Genomic DNA, 21,602 nt, shown 5'->3' on the forward strand with positions numbered 1-21,602 from the left:
CCGTTAACAGTTTTATGTGCTTTTTAAGACTAAAGTCTCAATGGCGAACTAAAAAACATTAAAAATAGGCTCCAAAATCTAAATTAATTGCCGAAATCTAAAACGTTCAAAATAGTAACAGTGACTGTTTTGAAGCAGAAGTCGATCAATGATAATTTGCGCGACTTGAAATACTGGAGCCTAATAAAACAATGCTTAATTTACTCAAATCGATCCGCCTCAGCCAACTCTTTAGTGGTTTGGGTGTGATGGTCGTCGGCCTAAGTTTGCTACAAGCAAGTATGGACATTCGCCAAACCCGTCAGCAACTCTATAGCAGTGCCGATAGTTCTCTGCAAGCCACAATCGACGTCGCCATTAGCTTAGTCAGTCATTACCAAGCTATGGAAAATGATATTGGTATAGAAAATGCGCAAGCACTCGCAATTGAAGCCGTCGCCGACCTACGTTATCAAGGTAACGAGTACTTTTGGATAAACGACACCCAGCTGAACTTGTTAATGCATCCGCTTCGCCCAGAGAATATTGGCAAGAACATGCGGAGTAGCGTTGACGCCGACGGTAAAGCCCATTGGCAAGCAATGCTTGACGTAGCAAATAAAAATGGCGAAGGCAGTGTTGAATACCGCTTTATGCATGCAAGTTTAGAAAGCCCGAAGTCGAAGATGTCTTATGTGAAAAAGGTTCCGGGCTGGGATTGGATCATTGGAACGGGTGTGTATATCGACCATATAGAAGCTGCCGTTCGACAAGAAATCATGACCAAACTCATTTTCACTCTTTCTATGTTAACGATTGGCTTATTGATTTTAATCCCTATCACTCGCCTAATGAAACGACAACTAAGTGCTGCGTCAGATAGTATCCAATTATTCAGTCAAGGAAATTACGATACGCAGGTTAAGGTGGAAGGGAATAATGACCTCAGTGAGCTTGGGCATAATCTAGAAGCAATGCGCAAATCAATGGTCGAATTACTACAAAAGCTTTCGCAGAATCAAAGCCAGCTGACGCACGTTAGTGCTTCAATTTCAACGGGAGCCAAACAGACGGATGCAGCAGCTAGTCAACAATTCCTAGATATCGACGGTATTGCCAGTGCTATGACGCAAATGACCAGCTCAATTGCTGAAGTGGCCATGAATACCGACAAAGTGGCGCAGATAAGTGCACAAACATCGAATAACGCAAACCACATCAATCAATCAATGCAAAAGAACGCAAAGCAATCTGAGCAATTAAGTTTGCAGATTGGCGAGTCACAAGCTTCAGTTATGCAATTAAGTGAAAGCAGCCAACAAATTGGTACAATTGTTGACGTTATTAATTCGATCTCTGAGCAAACTAATTTGCTGGCCCTCAACGCTGCTATTGAAGCTGCACGAGCAGGTGCTCACGGGCGCGGGTTTGCCGTGGTTGCTGATGAAGTACGTAACCTTGCAGGACGCACAAAGGAAGCAACTCAAGAAATCATGACGATGATTCACAACCTACAACAACTGGCTGGAAAGGTAGACCAACAAATTGAAACCAGCGTCAGTGGTATCCAAAATCAACAAAAAGATACCGATGCCAGCATTATAGCTATTCAAGAAATCACCTCTCTCATGGATGATTTGGAACAGCGTAGCCATCAAAACTCAGTTGCAGCTGAACAGCAAAACGTAGTCAGTAATGAAATCAATCAGAGTGTAGTTGCCCTGCGCAGCGGTAGCGAAGTATCCGCCCAAAGTGCAAATCGAAACAACGAATTGGCCGAACAACTTAATCGTTGTGCCGAGCAATTAGAGCTGCAGACTAGAAAATTCCAATTTAATTAGCTTTATATCTAACACAAAAGCCATCACAACGATGGTTTTTGTGCATTAGAATCGCGTGCCCCTAAAGCGAGTATTTACCACCGACAATCAATAAACATCATTCCTAATGTCCCCCCAAAAAAACAGAAGAATCTAATAAGACTTCAATATCACCGCCTTAGTCGATAGGCAAACTCAGATAAAGATATCCCACAACCAAAACTTGAGCAATTACTGCTGTTAGTGATACTGTACTTTTTTTTACCCCATATAAATCCCACAAGAATGCGTAAGGTAATTTTAATTACCTCCAGGTGCCAAGCCATACATAAACAAGGAGAGACCCATGCCGAAGATTTTTAAGACGGTTCGTTTACATCAGCTATTCATAGGCATAGGCCTACTGGTCACATTTTTTGCCACAGCACAGGCCATAATCAACTTATCGCAGAAAAGAATCCAAATGTATGAGACTGCCGAAAACACCCTTAAAGGTAATATTGATATCGCCTTTAGCTTAGTCAAATACTTTCAGAGCAAAGAACTTGAAATTGGTCGTGAGCAAGCTCAAACCCAAGCCTTAAAAGCGATTACCGAACTACGCTACTTAAACGATCAATATTTTTGGGTTAATGATTTGGACTTAAAGCTATTAGCGCATCCACTTCGAGAAAGTAGTATCGGTAGCAACATGTCATCGGCCAAAGATGCGAATGGGAAACTTCATTGGCGCGAGATGATGGATGTGATCAACCGCAGTGGTGAGGGATCAGTTGAATATCACTTTATCAACCCTATTACTAAGCAATCCAATGCTAAATTAAGTTATGTTAAAAAGTTTCCACAATGGGAATGGGTCATAGGAAGTGGAAATTCTATCGAGCAGATTGAAACAGAAATGAAGCGCGAAATGATAACCAGAATAATAATTATTGTTGGATTATTATTGACTGCTTCGATGCTAGTTATACCGTCAATCCGATTTATTACACGTCAACTAGAGTCCGCATCAAACAGTATATTCGAATTTCGTCAAGGCAATTACAGCCGCCCTCTTTTAGACGAGGGCAATAACGATATTAGCGTGTTAATTGATAACCTAGAAAAAATGCGACTAAACACCATTGATCTACTGAACGAGCTTGCAAATAGCCAAGAGAACTTAGGGCAAGTTAGCCAGAGTATTTCTGACGCTTCAAAAACATCAACTCAAGTTGCTAACCAGCAATTTATAGATATCGATAGTATTGCGAGTGCGATCACTCAAATGAACAGCTCAGTCGCAGAAGTTGCCGCTAACACTACCGATGCTGCAGATATTAGTTCTCAAACCGCGGTCTTAGCTTGCGACATCAGTACAGCGATAGAGTCCAACTCAAAACAGTTAAGCCAACTGAGCCAACAAATTAGTGACTCACAAGCTTCTGTTGTCGAACTAAGTCATAGCACTCAAAATATTGGCACAATAGTCGATGTCATTAACTCCATATCTGAACAAACCAACCTACTTGCTCTTAATGCCGCCATTGAAGCAGCTAGAGCTGGTACTCATGGACGAGGTTTTGCAGTCGTTGCTGATGAGGTGCGTAACCTAGCCGGTCGCGCGCAAGAAGCAACGCAACAAATTATGGCAATGATTGATAAGCTAGAGAGCTCGGCCAACCAAGTTGACAAGCAAATAGAAAGTAGTGTTGAAGGAATAAAGAAACAGCAACTAAGTACCGGAGAAAATATCGAAGCAATTCATAAAATCGCTAAATTGATGAGCGAGTTGGAAGAGCGTAGTCACCAAAATTCAGTTGCCGCAGAGCAACAGAACCAAGTGACAAACGAAATAAACGAGAATGTGATCGCGCTTCGTAGTAGTAGTGAACAAACATCAACAGCCGCACAAAACAATTCACGATTGGCAATAAAAATGGAAGAATATTCAGCGCTTCTAAAACAGCAAAACCAAAAGTTTCAATTTTAGACCGTTTATTTTCCACAAAAAAGCCATCTTTCGATGGCTTTTTTATCTAGTCCAAACCAATGCTAGGCTTATTTAGCTTCAGCCTTGTCATTAATTTCTTCTTCTGTCATTAGCACCGCTGGTTTTAACAGCATATCTCGCAGCAGCGTATCTAACTCATCAGCAATACTTGGGTTATCGCTCAAGAACTTACAAGAATTGGCTTTACCTTGCCCAATTTTACTACCTTTATAGCTATACCAAGCACCAGCTTTCTCAACTAAGTTATGCTTCACGCCTAAGTCAACCAACTCGCCCATGCGGTTGAAACCTTGGTTATACAGAATCTGGATTTCAGCCTGTTTAAATGGCGCAGCAATTTTGTTTTTAACGACTTTAATACGAGTTTCATTACCTACGACTTCGTCGCCGTCTTTAACAGCACCAATACGGCGGATATCTAAGCGGACTGAGGCATAAAACTTAAGTGCGTTACCACCGGTAGTTGTTTCAGGATTACCAAACATCACGCCAATTTTCATACGGATTTGGTTAATGAAAACACACATACAGTTGGACTGCTTAAGGTTACCAGTCAACTTACGCATTGCTTGGCTAAGCATACGTGCTTGCAAACCCATGTGACTGTCACCCATGTCGCCTTCAATTTCAGCTTTTGGGGTAAGCGCGGCTACCGAATCGACTACAATCATATCGACAGCGCCCGAGCGTGCTAAGGCGTCAACAATCTCTAGAGCTTGTTCGCCGGTGTCGGGTTGTGAACAAAGCAATTCATCAATGTTTACACCCAATTTTTGGGCATAAATAGGGTCTAGAGCGTGTTCTGCATCAATGAAAGCACATGTTTTACCCGCTTTTTGAGCACAAGCAATCGCTTCTAAGGTTAGGGTTGTCTTACCCGATGACTCTGGGCCGTATATTTCAACAATACGTCCCATAGGTAGCCCGCCAGCACCAATCGCAACGTCTAACGACAATGAACCAGTGGATATGGTTTCAATATCCATCGTGCGGTTATCACCCAATTTCATAATTGAGCCTTTACCAAACTGTTTCTCGATTTGGCCTAAAGCCGCGGCAAGCGCTTTTTGCTTATTGTCGTTCATTCCTGATCACCCATTTTATCTTTATTCACTGCGGCTAAAGTCCGACTTAGCCCTAAATTCTGTAGTCTTGATCGTAGCAAGTTAAACTTAATTATATGGAGCTTGCTACCAGCAATTCGTAAAACACAGTATACTGTTAATTCATACAGTATCAAGTGCCTTTTTCGAATATGCTGGAATCCAAATGGGTCGTTTAAAGTTGGGTGTTTACGACCGTTCTCGCACTTAAACCAAACATCAATAATGTCCATCCTGTGAAAAATAGTTTAATGCCTATCAAGGTCCCGATGCTCCATACACCCGACACCGGGAATTGACTCCAAATCATAGCACCCAGTAGTACCGAAATAAGGCCATTAAACAATGCCCAAACCCAGCCTTTACTAGGCTTAATCTGAAACGCCATCACGGCTTCAAACACACCAGTTATCACTAAGTATATAGCCAAAACAATCGTCATCGACGCAAGCGCAACACCTGGATTACTTACCATGTACCCACCTGCAATTATGGTAAGAATCGACAAGATGATACTAACAATGCCAGCACGAACTTTAACTGAAAAAAATAGCTGCGCTATACCGCTAAAGATCAATATAAATCCTACAGCAATCGCCAACGAGACACCGGCAACTAAGGGGGAACCCATTGCAAAAATGCCCATAAGTATAACGAGTATACTTACTGCAATTGTAAGCCCAGTGTTCTTTTTTACTTCCCGTAGGAAGGTGGAATCTATCGCGCTCAGCTCTTGTGACATAATTATTCCTTTCTCTTCAGTATCAGTTAGTTATTTGTTGATCTCCATCCACTTTGTGATTTCACAAGTGAATTTCGTACGACTATTATCGGGTTTACATGGCAATCGGTTGGACCACATCAAAGTACCGGAGATGCTAATCGGGACAAATTAACCCCAAACCACCAATAAAACGGTTTCTCGTCAAAATCGCTCGGGTTGAGTTCTATCGAGTGTGCAAAATCGTCTTCAAACATTTTTTCCATTTCTTGTGCGAAACCTTGGTCCATGATTAAAGCAGTTACTTCGAAGTTTAAGCGAAACGAACGATTGTCAAAGTTAGGCGTGCCTACTGTCGAATACTTGTTGTCAACCAGCATAACTTTCTCATGCAAAAAACCGGGCTGATAGGCATAAAATTTGATTCCTAAGTCGCGCAGCTGATTGAAATAATAAAAACCGGCTAAATAGACGGGCAGACTATCGGGCTTGCCAGTTGTGATGATTCTAACGTCTACGCCCCGCAAAGCTGCGAGTTCAAGCGCTTTTAGCACCGCTTCATCCGGCACAAAATAGGGTGCCGAGATCCAAATTCTATCTTTGGCCGAATGCAGAGCCGATACAAAGAACAATCCCGCAGTTTCCAATCTTTTTGTTGGGGAGAAAGGAATAATCATAGCCTTAAGGTCAGCATTTGGCGCTGCTGTAGGCTTCCAATTTAATTCTGGTATCGAGCGCGTTGCCCAATACCAATCTGAAACGATTACCGCCTGTAATTGAATAACCGTGGGTCCTTGTAGCTTGACATGAGTATCCCGCCAGGGACTAAACTCTGAGTCCAAACCTAAGTATTCATCACCAACATTGTGCCCACCAATCCACGCGCTTGTCCCATCAACAACCACCATTTTCCGGTGGTTACGAAAATTAACTTGAAAACGATTCCGTGAGCCCTGTGTCGGCTTGAAGGAACTAACTTCAACACCAGCTTGAGTTAGCTCATCAATATAGCTTTGAGTTAAACCACTACTACCAATTTCATCATAAAGCACATAGACACGCACACCTGCTTTAGCGCGCTCTATAAGGGCTTGTTGTACACGCCGTCCCAAACTATCATCATGAATCATATAAAACTGGAAAAGTACGTAGTCTTTGGCTTGGGATACGCCTGCAAGAATACTATCGAAGGTTGCGTTTCCATTAATTAGCAGCTCTGCACTGTTACCCCGGGTTAAGTCCATTTCAGCGAGCTGACTTACTGCTTTATAAATCGAAGCTCCTTCATTCCCATCAACATTCCATGGTTCAAGGTCGTTACGAAAATTAGCTATCAATGCGTCAAGCTCATCGGCATTTTCTTCAAAAGCATCTACATAACCCTCAAACTTATTTCTTCCCAGATATAAATAGGCTGGAACGGCAATGAAAGGAAAAGATACCAAAGAAACTGACCATGCTACAGCGCCGGTAGCTGTGCGGGCTGTCATCACGGCATGCACTGCGGATGCTATTCCAGCAAGATAAAATAGCGTGATAAAAAAAGCGATCAAACCTCTGCCGCGTTTAGGTTTCGTCCGCCCATGTTTAGATTCTAACTTGCTAAAATAGCTCATATTAATCCTTTAATCTGAAGCTTTCTTGATGCCAGATGGGTAACTGATAACCCCATAAAATTACGTTAGCACCTTACTTACATTTTTTCTTGACTAAGCTCAATTTATGAATGCAATACTATAACTACCTGAACCTCACTACATTGGCTAATAGAATCAATAGGCTCAATTGCTTCTACGACAATCAACAGCTGCTTAGTGAAGCGAAAATTACTGCCATTTGTCGAACCAGACTTTCATGGGTAATGCTTACAAACAGCGAAGAGAAAATTCCCTCTTCACCTTGCAACTAAACCCAAGAAAAAGCTAGCAACAAGTTAAAGGCATTGAGTTAACACCAGCGTTGCTATTATTCGCTAACTAAGGACATAGTTCTCGTAATCAAGGACGTAATATCCCCTTTAAATAATGCTACACTTTGCTGCTAAAAATTCGCTATTCATCGGATTTTCACTTGCTTACAACAGCAACGAGATACTCGGTCAATAACTCTGACAACCATTAACAATAGTATAGTGATGAAAAATACTTCTATAAAAACAAGCGCAAGCAAACAAGAACACACACCAATGATGCGCCAATACTTACGCTTGAAATCAGAACACCCCGAAATTTTGCTGTTTTATCGCATGGGCGACTTCTATGAATTGTTTTTTGACGATGCCAAGCGCGCCTCGGAACTACTCGATATCTCTTTGACCAAACGAGGATCCACAGCCGGCACTCCTATACCAATGGCCGGCGTTCCTTATCATGCAGTTGAAAACTACTTATCTCGATTGGTTCAGATGGGTGAGTCCGTTGCTATTTGTGAACAAATTGGCGACCCAGCTACAAGTAAAGGCCCAGTTGAGCGCAAAGTAGTACGAATTGTGACACCCGGCACTGTTAGCGACGAAGCATTGCTTGACGAACGGCGTGAGAACCTTTTAGTCAGCGTTTGCAATCATGAGCAAATATTTGGCATCGCTTATCTAGATATCAATAGCGGTGCATTCGTTTTGCTAGAGGTCGAAGGCGAGCAACAGCTAGCTGGCGAGCTTCAACGTCTAAATCCAGCTGAGATCCTCTACCCCGATAGTTTCGAATACAGTCACTTTCTGAGCCCCTACAAAGGCTTACGCCGTCGCGGTGATTGGGAATTCGATATCGAAAGTGCAAGTGATGCTCTGAAGCGTCAGTTTTCAACCGACCACTTAGACGGCTTCGGCGTGAGCGCCCACCCGCTTGGCTTAGCGGCAGCCGGTTGTTTGATGCAATACGTACATGACACGCAGCGCACCGCCTTACCTCACATTCAAAAAATTGTTGTTCAACAACAGCAGCAATATGTTCAACTTGATGCCGCTAGTCGCAAAAACTTGGAAATCACTCAGAATTTAGCCGGGGGTCATAGTAACACCCTTAGTGCCGTAATCGATCGTTGCTCAACAGCCATGGGAAGTCGCCTACTAGGACGATGGCTTCACCAGCCCCTGCGCGATCAGCATAAAGTTCTGACCCGCCAAAATATGGTGGCATGCATTATGGAACAACTCGACAGCGAGGCTTTGCAAGAACAGTTAAAGCCCATTGGGGACATCGAACGCGTCATTGCCAGGTTAGCAATTCGAAGTGCGCGCCCTCGCGACTTAAGTCGATTGCAAAACGCCTTTGCTGCCCTGCCTCGTTTAGCGCCTTTACTTGAATACGGATGCAGCGAGTTAATATCGCTACGAGCTGATATTTCACTCTACCCTGAATTGTCGGCGTTGCTCAACAAAGCCTTAATAGATAATCCACCGGTGCTAATTCGCGATGGTGGTGTTATTGCTCCGGGTTATAATTCTGAACTTGACGAACTTCGCTCACTTAGCAGTGGGGCCACAGATTTACTCACCGATATAGAGCAGCGCGAGCGCGATAGCACAGGCATCAGTGGGCTAAAAATTGGCTACAACCGGGTTCATGGGTTTTACATAGAAGTAAGCCGACTTTACTCTGAGCAAGTACCTATCCATTACGTGCGTCGGCAAACCTTGAAGAACATGGAACGCTATATAATTCCTGAACTTAAAGAGCTTGAAGACAAAGTGCTGACCAGCCAAAGCAAAGCGCTGGCGCTTGAGAAGCGACTCTATGAACAGTTATTAGAGCTGTTTCAACCTAGCCTAGCGGCCTTACAACTCAGCGCGGCAGCCCTGAGTGAGCTTGACGTTTTAGTCAACTTTGCACAACGCGCGCAGCAACTAAACTATTGCAGACCACAATTTTGTAGTGAGTCGAAAATTGAGATCGTTGACGGACGCCACCCAGTAATCGAACAAGTTAGCGACGCTGTTTTTATCGCCAATCCTCTCCGCTTTAACGACGAGCGTCGACTGCTCATAGTCACGGGGCCAAATATGGGCGGTAAGTCTACCTATATGCGCCAAGCAGCTCTTATCACACTACTGGCCTATGTCGGTAGTTTTGTACCAGCCCAAGCGCTTACCATTGGTCCAATTGACCGCATTTTTACCCGTATTGGAGCACAGGATGACTTAGCTAGCGGTCGTTCAACCTTTATGGTTGAAATGACTGAAACAGCAAATATCTTACATAATGCCAGCAATAAAAGCTTGGTATTGATGGATGAAATAGGACGCGGCACCAGTACCTTTGACGGTATGTCCTTAGCTTGGGCTGTAGCGAAGCAACTGCAAAAAATTGATTGTCTTTGCCTTTTCGCCACCCATTATTTTGAGATGACACAACTTGCTGATCAAGCGGGTATACATAACGTTCATTTAGATGCGGTGGAACACAACGATACGATAGCGTTTATGCACCAAGTGAATGATGGTGCAGCAAGTAAAAGCTTTGGATTACAAGTTGCAGCGCTAGCAGGGATCCCAAAATCGGTTATTGAAGAGGCCAAGCAAAAACTTCAGATGCTGGAAAGCCAACAAACAGAGAACGCGGTTAACAACCAGCAGTTAGCACCAAGTAGCTCAGTAATTGAACACCCGCTAGTCACTAAGCTTGAATCGATAGATCCTGATAACTTGAGCCCGCGACAAGCACTTGAGTTACTGTTCGAACTAAAAGCTCAACTGTAAATTAGGCATTAAAAAGGGCTCCATTGAGCCCTTTTTGTTGTATATACTAATTGCTTACGCGGCTGAAGTTCCATCATCACTAATGTTCAAGTTTCTTAGCAAACCATCTTTTAGTGAATAGACACAACCATGAACAGACAATTTCTGACCTTCACTCCACGCTTTGCGCACAATACTTGTGTGCGCCACATTTTTAACTTGCTCTTCAACATTAAGCTCGCACAATCGATCCATTCTTGCGTTCTCGTCTTCTATCGCAACTAACTCTTCTTTATGAAAACGATACACATCCCGAATATGACGCAACCAGTTGTCGATTAAACCTAAGGGCTCTTTGCCCATAGCGGCTCTTACACCACCACAGCCATAATGCCCAGTAACAATTATGTGCTCAACTTTAAGAACCTTAACCGCATATTCAATTACCGATAGGCAATTCAAATCCGTGTGCACGACGACATTAGCAATATTTCGATGGACAAAAATTTCACCGGGTGCTAACCCTGCAATCTGATTCGCAGGTACCCGACTATCACTACAACCAATCCAAAGATATTTAGGATTTTGCTGCTGACTGAGGTTTTCAAAAAATTCGGGTTGTTGTTGCTTGAGCTTAGCGGCCCACGAACGGTTGTTTTCTAACAAATTGTCTAATTTACACATCTAGATTGGTTCTCACATAAAAACTAAAACGGCAATTCAGATTGATTCGGTAATGATTCAATATCCTCGCTGGGCTTAAGATGATGTTTCTTATACCAGCGATAACGTCGCTGCTTACTTAATCGAATAACATGACTTCGTTGAGCGTTATTAAACTTTTGCCATAAGAATCTCTCGTCCCGGCTGCGAAAACAGCCTAAACACAAGCCACGTTCATTGCTTTGGCAAATGCCTCGGCACGGGCTCGGGATTTCGAAAAACTCAAGTTGCTCCACAATAGATATTACCTAAGCTACTGATATTAGCCAGAGTAACTGCGAAGTGACTTAAGCTCAAGTAGCGATCATCTCATCAGAGCAGCGCTTTTGATTAAACGTTCGCGCTAGCAGCCTAGCGAGGACTTTTTCTATAAAATAACCCGCCAAAGCGTAACAACTGATCGGCACAAAAAAGCCAGCTCAAAGGCTGGCTAATTAGTATTGGTAGGCAGATTTAAGCAGAAGTATCAACTGACGCTGCTTTAGATATCATTACCATTGCGGGGCGAATCAAACGGCCATTCAATTCATAACCTTTTTGCATTACCGCGATAACAGTATTGGGAGCAACACCTTCAACTTCTTGCATTCCCATAGCTTGGTGGCGCGCAGGATCGAAGGCTTCATTTAGAGGCTCAAAAATTTCCAAACCATTTTTCTCAATCGCGCTGAGTAGCGTTTTGAGGGTTAATTCAACGCCTTCAATCATTGGCTTTAGTGCTTCGTCTTCATGGTTTGCATGTTGCAGCGCAAGTTCCATGTTGTCCACGACGGGAAGAAGTTCATTCGCAAAACGCTCGAGGGCAAACTTATGCGCCTTTTCTACATCCATAGCAGCGCGTCGACGCATGTTTTCTACTTCAGCCTTAGCACGAACAACGCCGTCTTGTTGTTCAGCAACTTTAGCTTTCTCAGCTTCCAATTGCTCTAGTAGTTGAGCGACAGTCAGGCCCTCGCCTTCACCAGTTTGCGCTTGCTGCTCTGCTAGCTCTTGTTCAATTTCTTGCTCAACATCAGCTTTCGCCGCTGCTTCAGCCTGTTCTGCATTTAGCTCAACATGGCCATTTTCAAGGTCTGGGTTTTGGCTAGCTTCCGGTTTGGTCGGCTCGCTCATACAAAGTCTCCGTCTAAATAATGTCATTTTATGTCAGTTATTATGGGGATCAAAGCTAAGGATTCAAGGGGGCAGTGTTAAAACTAACGATGCATTTCTTGGTTTGCAGCTCAGCTACGGGCTATACTCGAGCATCAATGCTAAAAATTTCAGACCCTTATGGCAAATCAAACATTTAGCACAATCGCATTAATAGGAAAACCGCAGCACGCTGGCGCCGCACAAACATTGCAAGCACTCTATATTTGGCTAAAACAGCGTAGCTACGAAGTGGTCATGGAAGCTCGCAGCGCGGATGGTTTAGAACAACATCCCGAGCGTCTTCTCAGCCTTCCTCAAATTGGCAAAGAGGCCGATCTAGCTATTGTTGTGGGCGGTGACGGTAACATGCTTCGAGTTGCCAGAGTGCTATCAAAATACCCGGTTGCAGTTATCGGTGTTAACCGAGGCAACCTTGGGTTTTTAACCGATCTCGACCCTGAACAGTTTCACATCGAACTGGCCCAGGTACTTGAAGGGCAGTACCAAGTTGAAAAGCGTTTTTTGTTAGAAGCAAAAGTCGTGAGACACGATGCGGTCAAAAGTCGCAATAGCGCCGTTAACGAGGTGGTACTGCACGCCGACAAAGTTGCTCAAATGCTCGAATTTGAAGTCTACATTGACAACGAGTTTATGCTTAGCCAACGCGCCGATGGCCTTATTGTGTCAACACCGACCGGATCAACGGCATACTCGCTCTCCGGCGGGGGACCGATCTTAACCCCCGATTTGAATGCCTTAAGTCTGGTACCGATGTTTCCGCATACCTTAAGCTCGCGCCCTATCGTTATCGACAACCGCCATGAGGTAAGACTGAAGCTTTCCCATAACAACCAAGAGCATATGCAGATTTCTTGCGATTCACATGTCAGCCTTGCGGTGATGCCTGGCGACGAAGTTATCATTCGAAAACAAAGTAAACTACTAAAACTAGTGCACCCGCTAAGCTACAATTATTTTTCAGTATTAAGACAAAAGCTACATTGGGGAAGCAAGTTGTTTTGAGCGAGTTCGTTAAGCACACACAAGCAAGCTTGCAATGGTATAGCCCTAATATGGATGAACTAAACCATGAGTTCTGGAATAAATGGGATGAATTACGTCATCCCGCACATGCTAACTTTATTAATTCATCGACATGGATGAAAAACTGGCTTCAAGTTTTCTGGGATCCCAACTGGAAACTTGAAATCCATATTGCGAAGTGCAAACAGCAAGTCGTTGCGATTCTGCCTTTATATATAAAAAGCTCCAAAACCAGCGTTGTTGGTAAGTATCTTTGTTTATTAGGGCAAGGAGAACCTCCAGAGGCGGGGGTCGCTAGTGAGTACCTTGATATTCTTTGTCTAGAGCCGTATCAAGAGGATGTTAGCAATTATTTTAGAACGATCTTATACAGTGGCCGCTTTTTCGAATTTAGAGCAAAAGATCTTCACCAGGACAGCTTTATCAGCGAGAACTTAACTAAAGGAGTCAAAAACGCTGATATTCAATCTACTTATAGATTCCAACAAACATCTCCCAAACCAAATATTTTGGAGTCATTAAGTAAGAACACTCGAAAACGCTACAACAGGTCAAAAAACCAACTGCTTAACAGTAATATTGGATTTAAATGCTTAGACACTGAAAGCTACGAATCAGCTTGGGAGCGGATGAAAGAAATGCACCAAACTCGGTGGCTATCACTGGGTCATACTGGTGCTTTTTCAGAACCAAAGTTCAATGATTTCCATCGGAATATGATAGCCAGACATCCTGAAAATGTGTTGATGAGCGGCCTATTCATCGATAATAAGGCGATTGCGTTGAACTTCTATTACTTGAGCAATGACACGCTACATTTTTATCAAAGTGGTTGGGATCAAGACCAAAACGCTAAACTTTCTCCAGGGGTTAACTTGCATATTCTGAGCATGCTTAACAATCCAGTTTCAAATTATGATTACATGAAAAGTGGACAAGCGCAGAGTTACAAGGAGAAACTGAGCAATAAAAAAACGCCAATGCTAAGTCTAGTATTGGCGCTCAATTGGCAAAGTAGATTTTTGCTTCGGCTGAAGAAAATTAAGCGTTTAGCCTTAACTCAGATAGCTAAACATCGTGATCATTTCAATTCTAAATAATACGGTTTTCTTCAAGCATTTGGCGGCGCTGCTCTTGCTTTAGTTCTTCCTTGGCCATTCTCGCTTTGCGTTTTTCACATGGTTCAGGACAATCACAGACTTTATCCATACCTAGAGTTGCGATTCCTCCGCAGCTGCCAGCAATTGTTTTTCGTTGTAACACATAGCCAATTGCCATGGCTGCAATCACCAACAAGAACACTATAAATGTAGTCATGAAGTAAAGCATGTGACCTCTCCTATTGGGTTTTCACAAGTGGTTCGAAGTTTGAACTTAGATGTTCAATAAACTCATCACCACGTTTCTCGACAATATAGGTGGCAACCTCATGAGTTGAGGCGTGTTCAAGCGCCCGCTCTACACCCATGACACTATATGCAGTCGCCAGCCCATCAGCCATCATACTACTATCGCTCACAACCGTCACAGAAACGATATGATTGCTTATTGGTGAACCTGTTGCAGGATCAATAGTGTGTGAATAACGAATACCGTCTTGCTCAAAATAGTTACGGTAATCACCCGAAGTAGCAATACCGCTGTCACCAGGTGTCAGTACTTTCTGAATCCGCTGTTCACTATTTAATTGAGGTTTTTCAACCGCTATCGTCCACGCCAATTGTTGGTCATTTTGTCCTTTAAGCCGCAACTCACCACCAATATCAACAAGGTAATGGCTAAATCCCGCCGCTTCAATGACATCAGCAACCCGATCGACTCCATGTCCTTTCGCAATCGCCGACAAATCAATATACAGATCGGGATGAGCTTTGATTAGCGACGTATCCTGTAGCTGGATATGTTGGTAGCCAATTTTCGATTTTGCTGCATCTATCTGGTCTTGACTTGGAACTTGATCGGGCCGTGCTTGAGGCCCAAAACCCCACAAGTTAACCAACGGACCAACAGTAACATCAAAACTGCCGTTAGATTGCTGTGATAGTTCTAGAGAGGCATTCAACACTAGTGCTAAGTTAGCGCTTATCGAAGTAGCTTCAGTACTATGCCGCTTATTAAGCAAGGACAACTCGGAGTCTGCCTGATAAGTCGACATTTCCTGATTGACTTGTTTAAGCTCAGCATCAATTTGAGATTGCAGCACTTTAAGGTCTGGTAATTCTCCAGGCTTAGCAACAACTTTAACACTGTAGTATGTACCCATCGTCTTACCCTGCAGTTGCAGAGTTTCAAGTTTTGGTTCTTGACTACAAGCGACTAATAAAAAAGCTAGCCCTATTAAGGCTAGCCATTGTCTTATGTTACGGGTCATCATTATCCGCCGAAATCATCCAACATAATGTTTTCGTCTTCAACACCCAAATCTTTAAGCATGTTGATGACAGCAGCATTCATCATTGGTGGACCACACATGTAGAACTCACAGTCTTCTGGAGCGTCATGGTCACGTAGATAGTTCTCAAACAACACGTTATGGATGAAGCCAGTGTAGCCTTCCCAGTTGTCTTCTTCTTGTGGATCAGACAACGCAACATGCCATTGGAAGTTATCATTTTCAGCCGCTAAGCCGTCAAAGTCTTCCTCGTAGAACATTTCACGTTTAGAACGTGCACCGTACCAGAAGCTCATCTTACGCGTAGAATGCAAACGCTTAAGTTGATCGAAAATGTGTGAACGCATAGGAGCCATACCGGCACCACCACCAACAAATACCATTTCATTTTCAGTATCTTTAGCGAAGAATTCACCGAATGGACCTGAGATAGTGACTTTGTCACCTTCTTTGAGGCCGAAGATAAACGATGACATTTTACCGCAAGGCAAGCTCAAATTGTTGGGTGGCGGCGTAGCGATACGCACGTTCAACATAATGATGCCTTCTTCCTCTGGGTAGTTAGCCATCGAGTAAGCTCTAATGGTCTCTTCGTCAACTTTAGACTCAAGTTTAAAGAAACCAAAGTGATCCCAATCGCCACGGTATTGCTCTTCGATATCGAAATCAGCATATTTAACATGGTGTGCTGGCGCTTCAATCTGAATATAACCACCGGCACGAAATGGTACCGACTCGCCATCAGGGATCTGAAGCTTTAACTCTTTAATGAAGGTTGCTTTGTTACCATTTGAGATAACTTCGCAGTCCCATTTCTTAACCCCGAATATTTCTTCAGGTAATTGAATTTTCATGTCTTGCTTAACACTAACTTGACAGGCTAAACGCAAGCCATCTTTAGCATCTCGCTTTGAGATATGGTCCAATTCCGTAGGTAAAATATCACCGCCACCTTCAAGCACATGTACATGACATTGGCCGCACGAGCCACCGCCACCACACGCAGATGATACAAAGATACCAGAACCGCCAAGTACGCTAAGTAACTTGCTGCCAGCTGACGTTGTTATTGCTTTGTTGGGATCATCATTGATTAAAATCTGAATCTCACCACTGCTCACAAGTTTTGACTTTGCGAACAAAATAATCGCTACCAATGCCAGAATCAGCAAGGTAAACATGGTCACGCCGAGAATGATTTCCATCGACTATTTCCTTGTAGTTATGGCTGCTTAAAGCTGAACACCGGAGAAAGACATAAATGCCATTGCCATAAGACCTACCGTAATAAAGGTAATTCCTAGACCGCGTAATCCTTCTGGCACATCGGAGTACTTCATTTTTTCGCGGATACCCGCTAAAGCAACGATAGCCAACATCCAACCTACACCACTACCAATGCCGTATACGAACGACTCAGCGAGGTTATACTCACGTTGAACCATGAAAGAAACACCACCAAAGATGGCGCAATTCACGGTAATCAAGGGTAAGAAAATACCTAATGCTTGGTACAAAGCTGGGAAGAACTTATCTAAGACCATCTCAAGAATTTGAACCAGAGCTGCAATCACACCAATAAAGGTAATGAATCCTAAGAAGCTTAAATCAGCTTCAGGCAGACCAGCCCAGTCCAAAGCACCAGGGGCCAAAAGATTAAAGTAGATGATTTGGTTAACCGGTACAGAGATCCCCAATACTACGGTTACCGCGACACCAAGGCCAAACGCTGTCTTTACCTTTTTAGATACAGCCAGGAATGTACACATCCCCAACAAAAAGGCCAAAGCCATATTCTCAATAAAGATAGAGCGAACAAAAAGGCTAATATACTGTTCCATAAATTACTCCTTCGGCTCCACTTGTGCTGGGAATTTGGTGCGCAGTGCCCAAATTAACAAACCAATGATGAAAAACGCTGAGGCTGGAAGCAATAAGAGCCCATTGGGTTGATACCAACCGCCGTTGTTGATCAAAGGTAGAATTTCGATACCAAATAACGAGCCTGAACCAAGCAGTTCTCGGAAAAAGCCTACAGCCATCAACAATGCGCCATAGCCTAACCCTTGACCAATGCCGTCCAAAAATGAACGAAATGGTGGCTCTTTCATTGCAAAGGCTTCTGCTCGGCCCATTACAATACAGTTGGTAATAATTAAGCTAACAAATACTGAAAGTTGTTTCGAAATATCGTAAACAACCGCTTTAAGTATTTGGTCAACAACAATAACCAGTGAGGCAATAATTGCCATTTGCACAATGATTCGCACACTGCTTGGAATGTGATGACGGATGAGTGAAATGGATAAATTCGATAACGACGTTACGAATATCACCGCAAGGCTCATTACAAATGCTGTTTCAAGTTTACTGGTAACAGCAAGTGCTGAACAAACACCAAGCACCTGCAAGGCAATCGGGTTATTTAAAAATACCGGATTTAGCAGCAGCGCTTTATTATCTTGAGCTTCAGCCATTTCCTAGGCCTCCTTTCTGGATATTGCTAAGGAATTTACCAAAGCCATTCTCGCTCAACCAAAAATCAAAGGTGTTAGTTACACCATTTGAAGTCAAGGTTGCACCCGATAGACCGTCTATTTGATAAGCCGAGTCTTGAGGGGCTGTGCCTTTGATAACTTCTAATGCAGGCTGTCCTTGGTCGTCAAATAATTTTTTACCAACGAACTTCTCTAGCCAAAGCGGGTTTGCAATCTCGCCACCTAGACCTGGCGTTTCACCATGGTCGTAGTAGACCATTGCATCAACCGTATTGCCGTCAGGCTGAATCGCCATGAATGCATACATTGTTGACCACAATCCACGGCCGTGCATGGGGATAATAATCCGCTCATAGCCGCCCGCTGAACCTTTGACCAAATATACATTGGCGTAATTAGAACGGCGGACAATACCGGCAATGTCTTCGTCTTTTGTTAGCCGGGTACTAGTCTCTGGATCTTTCGCTGATTTACGTTGATCAAAACTATTAACGTCGATTTGGTCTGCGGCAACAAATTCACCGGTATCTAAATCGACGACTCGCGGTTCAATGACCTGCTGGTAAACGTCTTGAATTTTTTGTCCGGCGAAGTCTGCGCCAGCAACGGTTAAAATATTGCTCTGCGTATCTTCGATAACGTTGCGTTGTTGCATGCCACGCAAACCAACGGCAGCGGTTGAAACAACGATTGAGCATACTAAGCTTACGCCTAGTACCACTTTAACGGTGTTCGCTAATGAATCATTATTGGCCATCGCGAGCAATCCTCCGTTTGATATTCCCTTGAACAACTAAGAAGTCGAAGACCGGCGCAAATAAGTTTGCGAATAAAATCGCAAGCATCATGCCCTCTGGGAAAGCAGGATTGACAACGCGGATTAAGATCACCATGACCCCAATTAAGGCGCCATACCACCATTTCGATTTATTAGTGAATGCAGCAGATACTGGGTCGGTTGCCATAAAGAACATACCAAGAGCAAAGCCACCCATAACTAAATGCCAGTAAGCTGGGATTGCGAACATGGCGTTGGTATCCGATCCAACAACATTAAGCAGCAAGGTAGTTGCTACCATACCTATCAGCACACCAGCAACAATACGCCACGAAGCGATGCGAGCATAGATTAAGAATAATCCGCCCAACGCTAATAAGAAGGTTGACGTTTCACCAGATGAACCTTGGATAGAACCAAAGAATGCACCTGCCCAGGTAATACCTTGTGCAGCCAATTCTTCGACACCACCGGCTGCGGCAACACTAAGTGCTGTTGCACCCGAGAAGCCATCAACTGCAGTCCATACCGCATCGCCTGAAATAGCTGAAGGATAGGCAAAGAACAAAAACGCTCGACCCGCTAAAGCTGGATTTAAGAAGTTTTTACCCGTTCCGCCAAACACTTCTTTTGCAATAACAACACCAAAGGTGATACCTAAAGCAACTTGCCATAAGGGGATAGTCGCTGGCAATGTTAGTGCAAACAAAATGGACGTTACAAAGAAACCTTCGTTTACTTCGTGATTACGAACTGAGGCAAATAATACTTCCCAAAAACCACCCACAACAAAAGCGACTAGATAAATTGGCAAAAAGTAGAACGCACCAAAGAGTAGACTTGCAAACCAACCGGCTTCAGCTCCCATTGGAACGCCAATTGCGCCCATGATAGCAACTCGCCAATCAGCTAAAGGAGCAAAACCTGCTGCAATGGCCTCATTAGCGCCAGCACCGATATTGTACATACCGAAAAACATTGCTGGCATTAAAGCAGCCCAAACAAAAATCATCATACGCTTAAGATCTAAGTTGTCGCGTACATGAGTTTTGTTCTTGGTGATATAGCCTGGAGTAAAGAAGAAAGTAGCCGTCGCTTCATAAAGCGCAAACCATTTTTCTCGTTTACCACCGGGCAGAAAATCGGGTTCGATTTTCTCAATAATTTCGAGAATCTTTTTCATGCTTAACCTTCCTTCTCAATCGTGGTTAAACAGTCACGCAATACGCGTCCAAAGTCATGCTTACCAGGACAAACATATGTGCATAATGCTAAGTCTTCTTCGTCAAGTTCTAAGCAACCTAATTGCTGAGCACTGTCAGTATCGTTTGACAACAAATCGCGAAGTAAGAGAGTGGGGAGAATATCCAAAGGCATTACACGTTCATATTGCCCAATTGGAACCATCGCCCGTGCACTACCACCAGTAGTAGTGGTGAAGTCAAACAACTTGCTTTTGTTTGCTACCGAGGTAAATACCCGCGCCAACGAGAATTTATTAGCGCCAGGGGCAGCCCAACCGAGAAACTCTTTCTCGTGGCCTTCAAGCAATGCGGTAACTTGGAGATGATAACGACCAATATAGTCATGAACTCCGCTAGCAGCAGTGCCTTGTAGAACACTACCCGAAACTACGCGAGTGATACCTTCTTTGAGTTCACCCTTGCTTAATTCGCTAATACAAGCGCCCATTATCGTTTTGAGTAAACGAGGCTTTTTAACCTGCGGCCCGGCCAAGGCAATAATGCGTTCATTAAACACTTCACCGGTTTCGAAAAACTTACCAATCGCAATCACATCTTGGTAGTTAATACTCCACACGGTTCGCTGTGCCGAAGCAGGTTTAAGCATGTGAATGTGCGTTCCGGTCAAGCCTGCTGGATGCGGACCCGAGAAGCTGTGTTCTTGAACACGCGCAGCCGATGACTTAGGTAGATCGGCTTCGTTTTTACAAACGAAAACCTCACCTGAAGTTAACTTGCTCAACACATCGAGACCAGATAGATATGCGGTTGACTCTCGTTTAATCAACATACGAGCATCAGCTGAAAGCGGGTTACTATCCATCGCGGTTACGAAAATAGCAGAGGCTTCGCTGTCAATAGCTGGAACTTTGCTGTAAGGCCGCGTTTTAAACGCAGTCCAGACACCTGAAGCGACTAACTTATCAACTAGAGTTTGGCGGTCGGCATTTTCGATTGAAGTTTCAGCGCCAAAGTTTATGGCGTCGTGGTCGTTTATTTCAACGACAACCGATTGCAACACACGTTGAGCACCACGATTAATTTCAACCACAGTGCCTGAAGCGGGGGCAGTGAAAACTACACCAGGGGTTTTTTTATCTTCGAACAGAACCTGTCCTTTGGAGACTTGCTCGCCAACGCGAACTTTCATTGTTGGGCGCATGCCAACAAATTCTTCTCCTAGAACAGCTACCCGCGTAATCGCGGCGGCATCTTCGATGCGCTGTTCGGGTCTTCCTGCTATGGGAAGATCCAATCCATTTTTTATCGTTATCATACTCTCTACACATCTGTTTGTCAGAAGACGAGCGGTCTGCTCTATAAGACGTCGTTTTACAAGAATTTCGTATCTTAGCAACAAGTCACAAAAAAGCGTCAGTATTCTATCATTCTGGACAAAAATTGCTGCAAAAAAATTATCAAAGATAGAACAACTGTGCGCTGGCTTTTATTTTAGAGCTAAATCCAGCAAAAATACGAGCTTTATCCTAAGACCAAA

Annotated in this window: 19 protein-coding genes; 5 read left to right on the forward strand and 14 right to left on the reverse strand. The window is 43.6% G+C overall.

Going from position 1 to position 21,602, the window contains the following annotated elements; translation table 11 throughout:
* Positions 1–191 precede the first annotated feature (191 nt).
* Together DBZ36_RS14615 and DBZ36_RS14620 are read left to right on the forward strand one after the other, a co-directional pair.
* Positions 192–1,820, forward strand: a complete 1,629-nt coding sequence (locus DBZ36_RS14615) for a methyl-accepting chemotaxis protein (protein WP_120355703.1) — start codon at positions 192–194, stop codon at positions 1,818–1,820.
* A 325-nt stretch (positions 1,821–2,145) separates the two neighbouring features.
* On the forward strand, positions 2,146–3,771 hold the full coding sequence (locus DBZ36_RS14620; RefSeq protein WP_120355704.1) for a methyl-accepting chemotaxis protein: 1,626 nt from the start codon (positions 2,146–2,148) through the stop codon (positions 3,769–3,771).
* Between the two features lie 68 nt (positions 3,772–3,839).
* On the opposite strand, the gene recA is transcribed toward DBZ36_RS14620, so the two are convergent.
* From recA to cls, 3 genes are all read right to left on the reverse strand, one after another.
* Positions 3,840–4,877, reverse strand: a complete 1,038-nt coding sequence (gene recA / locus DBZ36_RS14625; protein WP_120355705.1) for a recombinase RecA — start codon at positions 4,875–4,877, stop codon at positions 3,840–3,842.
* 193 nt (positions 4,878–5,070) lie between these two features.
* Positions 5,071–5,637: an HdeD family acid-resistance protein gene (locus DBZ36_RS14630; RefSeq protein ID WP_120355706.1), complete on the reverse strand. Its 567-nt coding sequence runs from the start codon at positions 5,635–5,637 to the stop codon at positions 5,071–5,073.
* Between the two features lie 119 nt (positions 5,638–5,756).
* Entirely contained in the window at positions 5,757–7,232 is a 1,476-nt protein-coding gene (cls, locus tag DBZ36_RS14635; RefSeq protein WP_199711883.1) for a cardiolipin synthase, read from the reverse strand.
* Positions 7,233–7,750: 518 nt separating this feature from the next.
* On the opposite strand from cls, the gene mutS reads away from it, so the two are divergent.
* Positions 7,751–10,312, forward strand: a complete 2,562-nt coding sequence (gene mutS / locus DBZ36_RS14640; protein WP_120355707.1) for a DNA mismatch repair protein MutS — start codon at positions 7,751–7,753, stop codon at positions 10,310–10,312.
* 54 nt (positions 10,313–10,366) lie between these two features.
* Here mutS and can read toward each other — a convergent pair whose 3' ends face one another.
* From can to grpE, 3 genes are all read right to left on the reverse strand, one after another.
* Positions 10,367–10,975, reverse strand: a complete 609-nt coding sequence (gene can / locus DBZ36_RS14645; protein WP_120355708.1) for a carbonate dehydratase — start codon at positions 10,973–10,975, stop codon at positions 10,367–10,369.
* 23 nt (positions 10,976–10,998) lie between these two features.
* Positions 10,999–11,250, reverse strand: coding sequence for a DUF1289 domain-containing protein (locus tag DBZ36_RS14650; RefSeq protein WP_199711884.1), 252 nt, complete (start codon positions 11,248–11,250; stop codon positions 10,999–11,001).
* 217 nt (positions 11,251–11,467) lie between these two features.
* Complete coding sequence (grpE, locus tag DBZ36_RS14655) at positions 11,468–12,127, reverse strand: nucleotide exchange factor GrpE (RefSeq protein WP_120355710.1); 660 nt, start codon at positions 12,125–12,127, stop codon at positions 11,468–11,470.
* Positions 12,128–12,286: 159 nt separating this feature from the next.
* On the opposite strand from grpE, the gene nadK reads away from it, so the two are divergent.
* Together nadK and DBZ36_RS14665 are read left to right on the forward strand one after the other, a co-directional pair.
* Positions 12,287–13,171 carry an NAD(+) kinase gene (nadK, locus tag DBZ36_RS14660; RefSeq protein ID WP_120355711.1) on the forward strand — a complete coding sequence of 295 codons (885 nt, stop codon included), beginning with the start codon at positions 12,287–12,289 and terminating at the stop codon, positions 13,169–13,171.
* Positions 13,168–14,292 carry a GNAT family N-acetyltransferase gene (locus DBZ36_RS14665; RefSeq protein WP_120355712.1) on the forward strand — a complete coding sequence of 375 codons (1,125 nt, stop codon included), beginning with the start codon at positions 13,168–13,170 and terminating at the stop codon, positions 14,290–14,292. Before nadK ends, DBZ36_RS14665 begins: the two co-directional genes overlap by 4 nt.
* On the opposite strand, the gene nqrM is transcribed toward DBZ36_RS14665, so the two are convergent.
* The 8 genes from nqrM to DBZ36_RS14705 all read right to left on the reverse strand — a co-directional run bounded on the left by nqrM (position 14,285) and on the right by DBZ36_RS14705 (position 21,380).
* Positions 14,285–14,521 carry a (Na+)-NQR maturation NqrM gene (gene nqrM, locus DBZ36_RS14670; protein ID WP_120355713.1) on the reverse strand — a complete coding sequence of 79 codons (237 nt, stop codon included), beginning with the start codon at positions 14,519–14,521 and terminating at the stop codon, positions 14,285–14,287. The genes DBZ36_RS14665 and nqrM overlap by 8 nt on opposite strands.
* 10 nt (positions 14,522–14,531) lie before the next feature.
* Positions 14,532–15,455, reverse strand: a complete 924-nt coding sequence (locus DBZ36_RS14675; protein WP_233558150.1) for an FAD:protein FMN transferase — start codon at positions 15,453–15,455, stop codon at positions 14,532–14,534.
* A 110-nt stretch (positions 15,456–15,565) separates the two neighbouring features.
* The gene (nqrF, locus tag DBZ36_RS14680; RefSeq protein ID WP_120355714.1) at positions 15,566–16,789 is read right to left on the reverse strand and encodes an NADH:ubiquinone reductase (Na(+)-transporting) subunit F; all 1,224 of its coding nucleotides are present in this window, start codon (positions 16,787–16,789) and stop codon (positions 15,566–15,568) included.
* Between the two features lie 27 nt (positions 16,790–16,816).
* Entirely contained in the window at positions 16,817–17,425 is a 609-nt protein-coding gene (gene nqrE, locus DBZ36_RS14685) for an NADH:ubiquinone reductase (Na(+)-transporting) subunit E (RefSeq protein WP_120355715.1), read from the reverse strand.
* A 3-nt stretch (positions 17,426–17,428) separates the two neighbouring features.
* Positions 17,429–18,061 (reverse strand): NADH:ubiquinone reductase (Na(+)-transporting) subunit D, encoded by a 633-nt coding sequence (locus DBZ36_RS14690; RefSeq protein WP_120355716.1) that lies wholly within the window; start codon positions 18,059–18,061, stop codon positions 17,429–17,431.
* Positions 18,054–18,839, reverse strand: a complete 786-nt coding sequence (locus DBZ36_RS14695; protein WP_120355717.1) for a Na(+)-translocating NADH-quinone reductase subunit C — start codon at positions 18,837–18,839, stop codon at positions 18,054–18,056. Before DBZ36_RS14695 ends, DBZ36_RS14690 begins: the two co-directional genes overlap by 8 nt.
* Complete coding sequence (locus DBZ36_RS14700; protein ID WP_120355718.1) at positions 18,829–20,043, reverse strand: NADH:ubiquinone reductase (Na(+)-transporting) subunit B; 1,215 nt, start codon at positions 20,041–20,043, stop codon at positions 18,829–18,831. Before DBZ36_RS14700 ends, DBZ36_RS14695 begins: the two co-directional genes overlap by 11 nt.
* A 2-nt stretch (positions 20,044–20,045) precedes the next feature.
* Positions 20,046–21,380: a Na(+)-translocating NADH-quinone reductase subunit A gene (locus DBZ36_RS14705; RefSeq protein WP_120355719.1), complete on the reverse strand. Its 1,335-nt coding sequence runs from the start codon at positions 21,378–21,380 to the stop codon at positions 20,046–20,048.
* Positions 21,381–21,602 lie beyond the last annotated feature (222 nt).

Source organism: Alginatibacterium sediminis, from assembly GCF_003610775.1.
In the GTDB taxonomy this organism is placed as follows: domain Bacteria; phylum Pseudomonadota; class Gammaproteobacteria; order Enterobacterales; family Celerinatantimonadaceae; genus Alginatibacterium; species Alginatibacterium sediminis.

Coding starts and splice junctions, on each gene's coding strand:
- nadK (WP_120355711.1), top strand. CDS start 12,287: ATGGCAAATCAAACATTTAGCACAATCGCATTAATAGGAAAACCGCAG.
- DBZ36_RS14615 (WP_120355703.1), top strand. CDS start 192: ATGCTTAATTTACTCAAATCGATCCGCCTCAGCCAACTCTTTAGTGGT.
- DBZ36_RS14695 (WP_120355717.1), bottom strand. CDS start 18,839: ATGGCCAATAATGATTCATTAGCGAACACCGTTAAAGTGGTACTAGGC.
- nqrM (WP_120355713.1), bottom strand. CDS start 14,521: ATGCTTTACTTCATGACTACATTTATAGTGTTCTTGTTGGTGATTGCA.
- recA (WP_120355705.1), bottom strand. CDS start 4,877: ATGAACGACAATAAGCAAAAAGCGCTTGCCGCGGCTTTAGGCCAAATC.
- DBZ36_RS14620 (WP_120355704.1), top strand. CDS start 2,146: ATGCCGAAGATTTTTAAGACGGTTCGTTTACATCAGCTATTCATAGGC.
- DBZ36_RS14700 (WP_120355718.1), bottom strand. CDS start 20,043: ATGAAAAAGATTCTCGAAATTATTGAGAAAATCGAACCCGATTTTCTG.
- mutS (WP_120355707.1), top strand. CDS start 7,751: ATGAAAAATACTTCTATAAAAACAAGCGCAAGCAAACAAGAACACACA.
- nqrE (WP_120355715.1), bottom strand. CDS start 17,425: ATGGAACAGTATATTAGCCTTTTTGTTCGCTCTATCTTTATTGAGAAT.
- can (WP_120355708.1), bottom strand. CDS start 10,975: ATGTGTAAATTAGACAATTTGTTAGAAAACAACCGTTCGTGGGCCGCT.
- DBZ36_RS14705 (WP_120355719.1), bottom strand. CDS start 21,380: ATGATAACGATAAAAAATGGATTGGATCTTCCCATAGCAGGAAGACCC.
- cls (WP_199711883.1), bottom strand. CDS start 7,232: ATGAGCTATTTTAGCAAGTTAGAATCTAAACATGGGCGGACGAAACCT.
- nqrF (WP_120355714.1), bottom strand. CDS start 16,789: ATGGAAATCATTCTCGGCGTGACCATGTTTACCTTGCTGATTCTGGCA.
- grpE (WP_120355710.1), bottom strand. CDS start 12,127: ATGAGCGAGCCGACCAAACCGGAAGCTAGCCAAAACCCAGACCTTGAA.
- DBZ36_RS14690 (WP_120355716.1), bottom strand. CDS start 18,061: ATGGCTGAAGCTCAAGATAATAAAGCGCTGCTGCTAAATCCGGTATTT.
- DBZ36_RS14675 (WP_233558150.1), bottom strand. CDS start 15,455: ATGGGTACATACTACAGTGTTAAAGTTGTTGCTAAGCCTGGAGAATTA.
- DBZ36_RS14630 (WP_120355706.1), bottom strand. CDS start 5,637: ATGTCACAAGAGCTGAGCGCGATAGATTCCACCTTCCTACGGGAAGTA.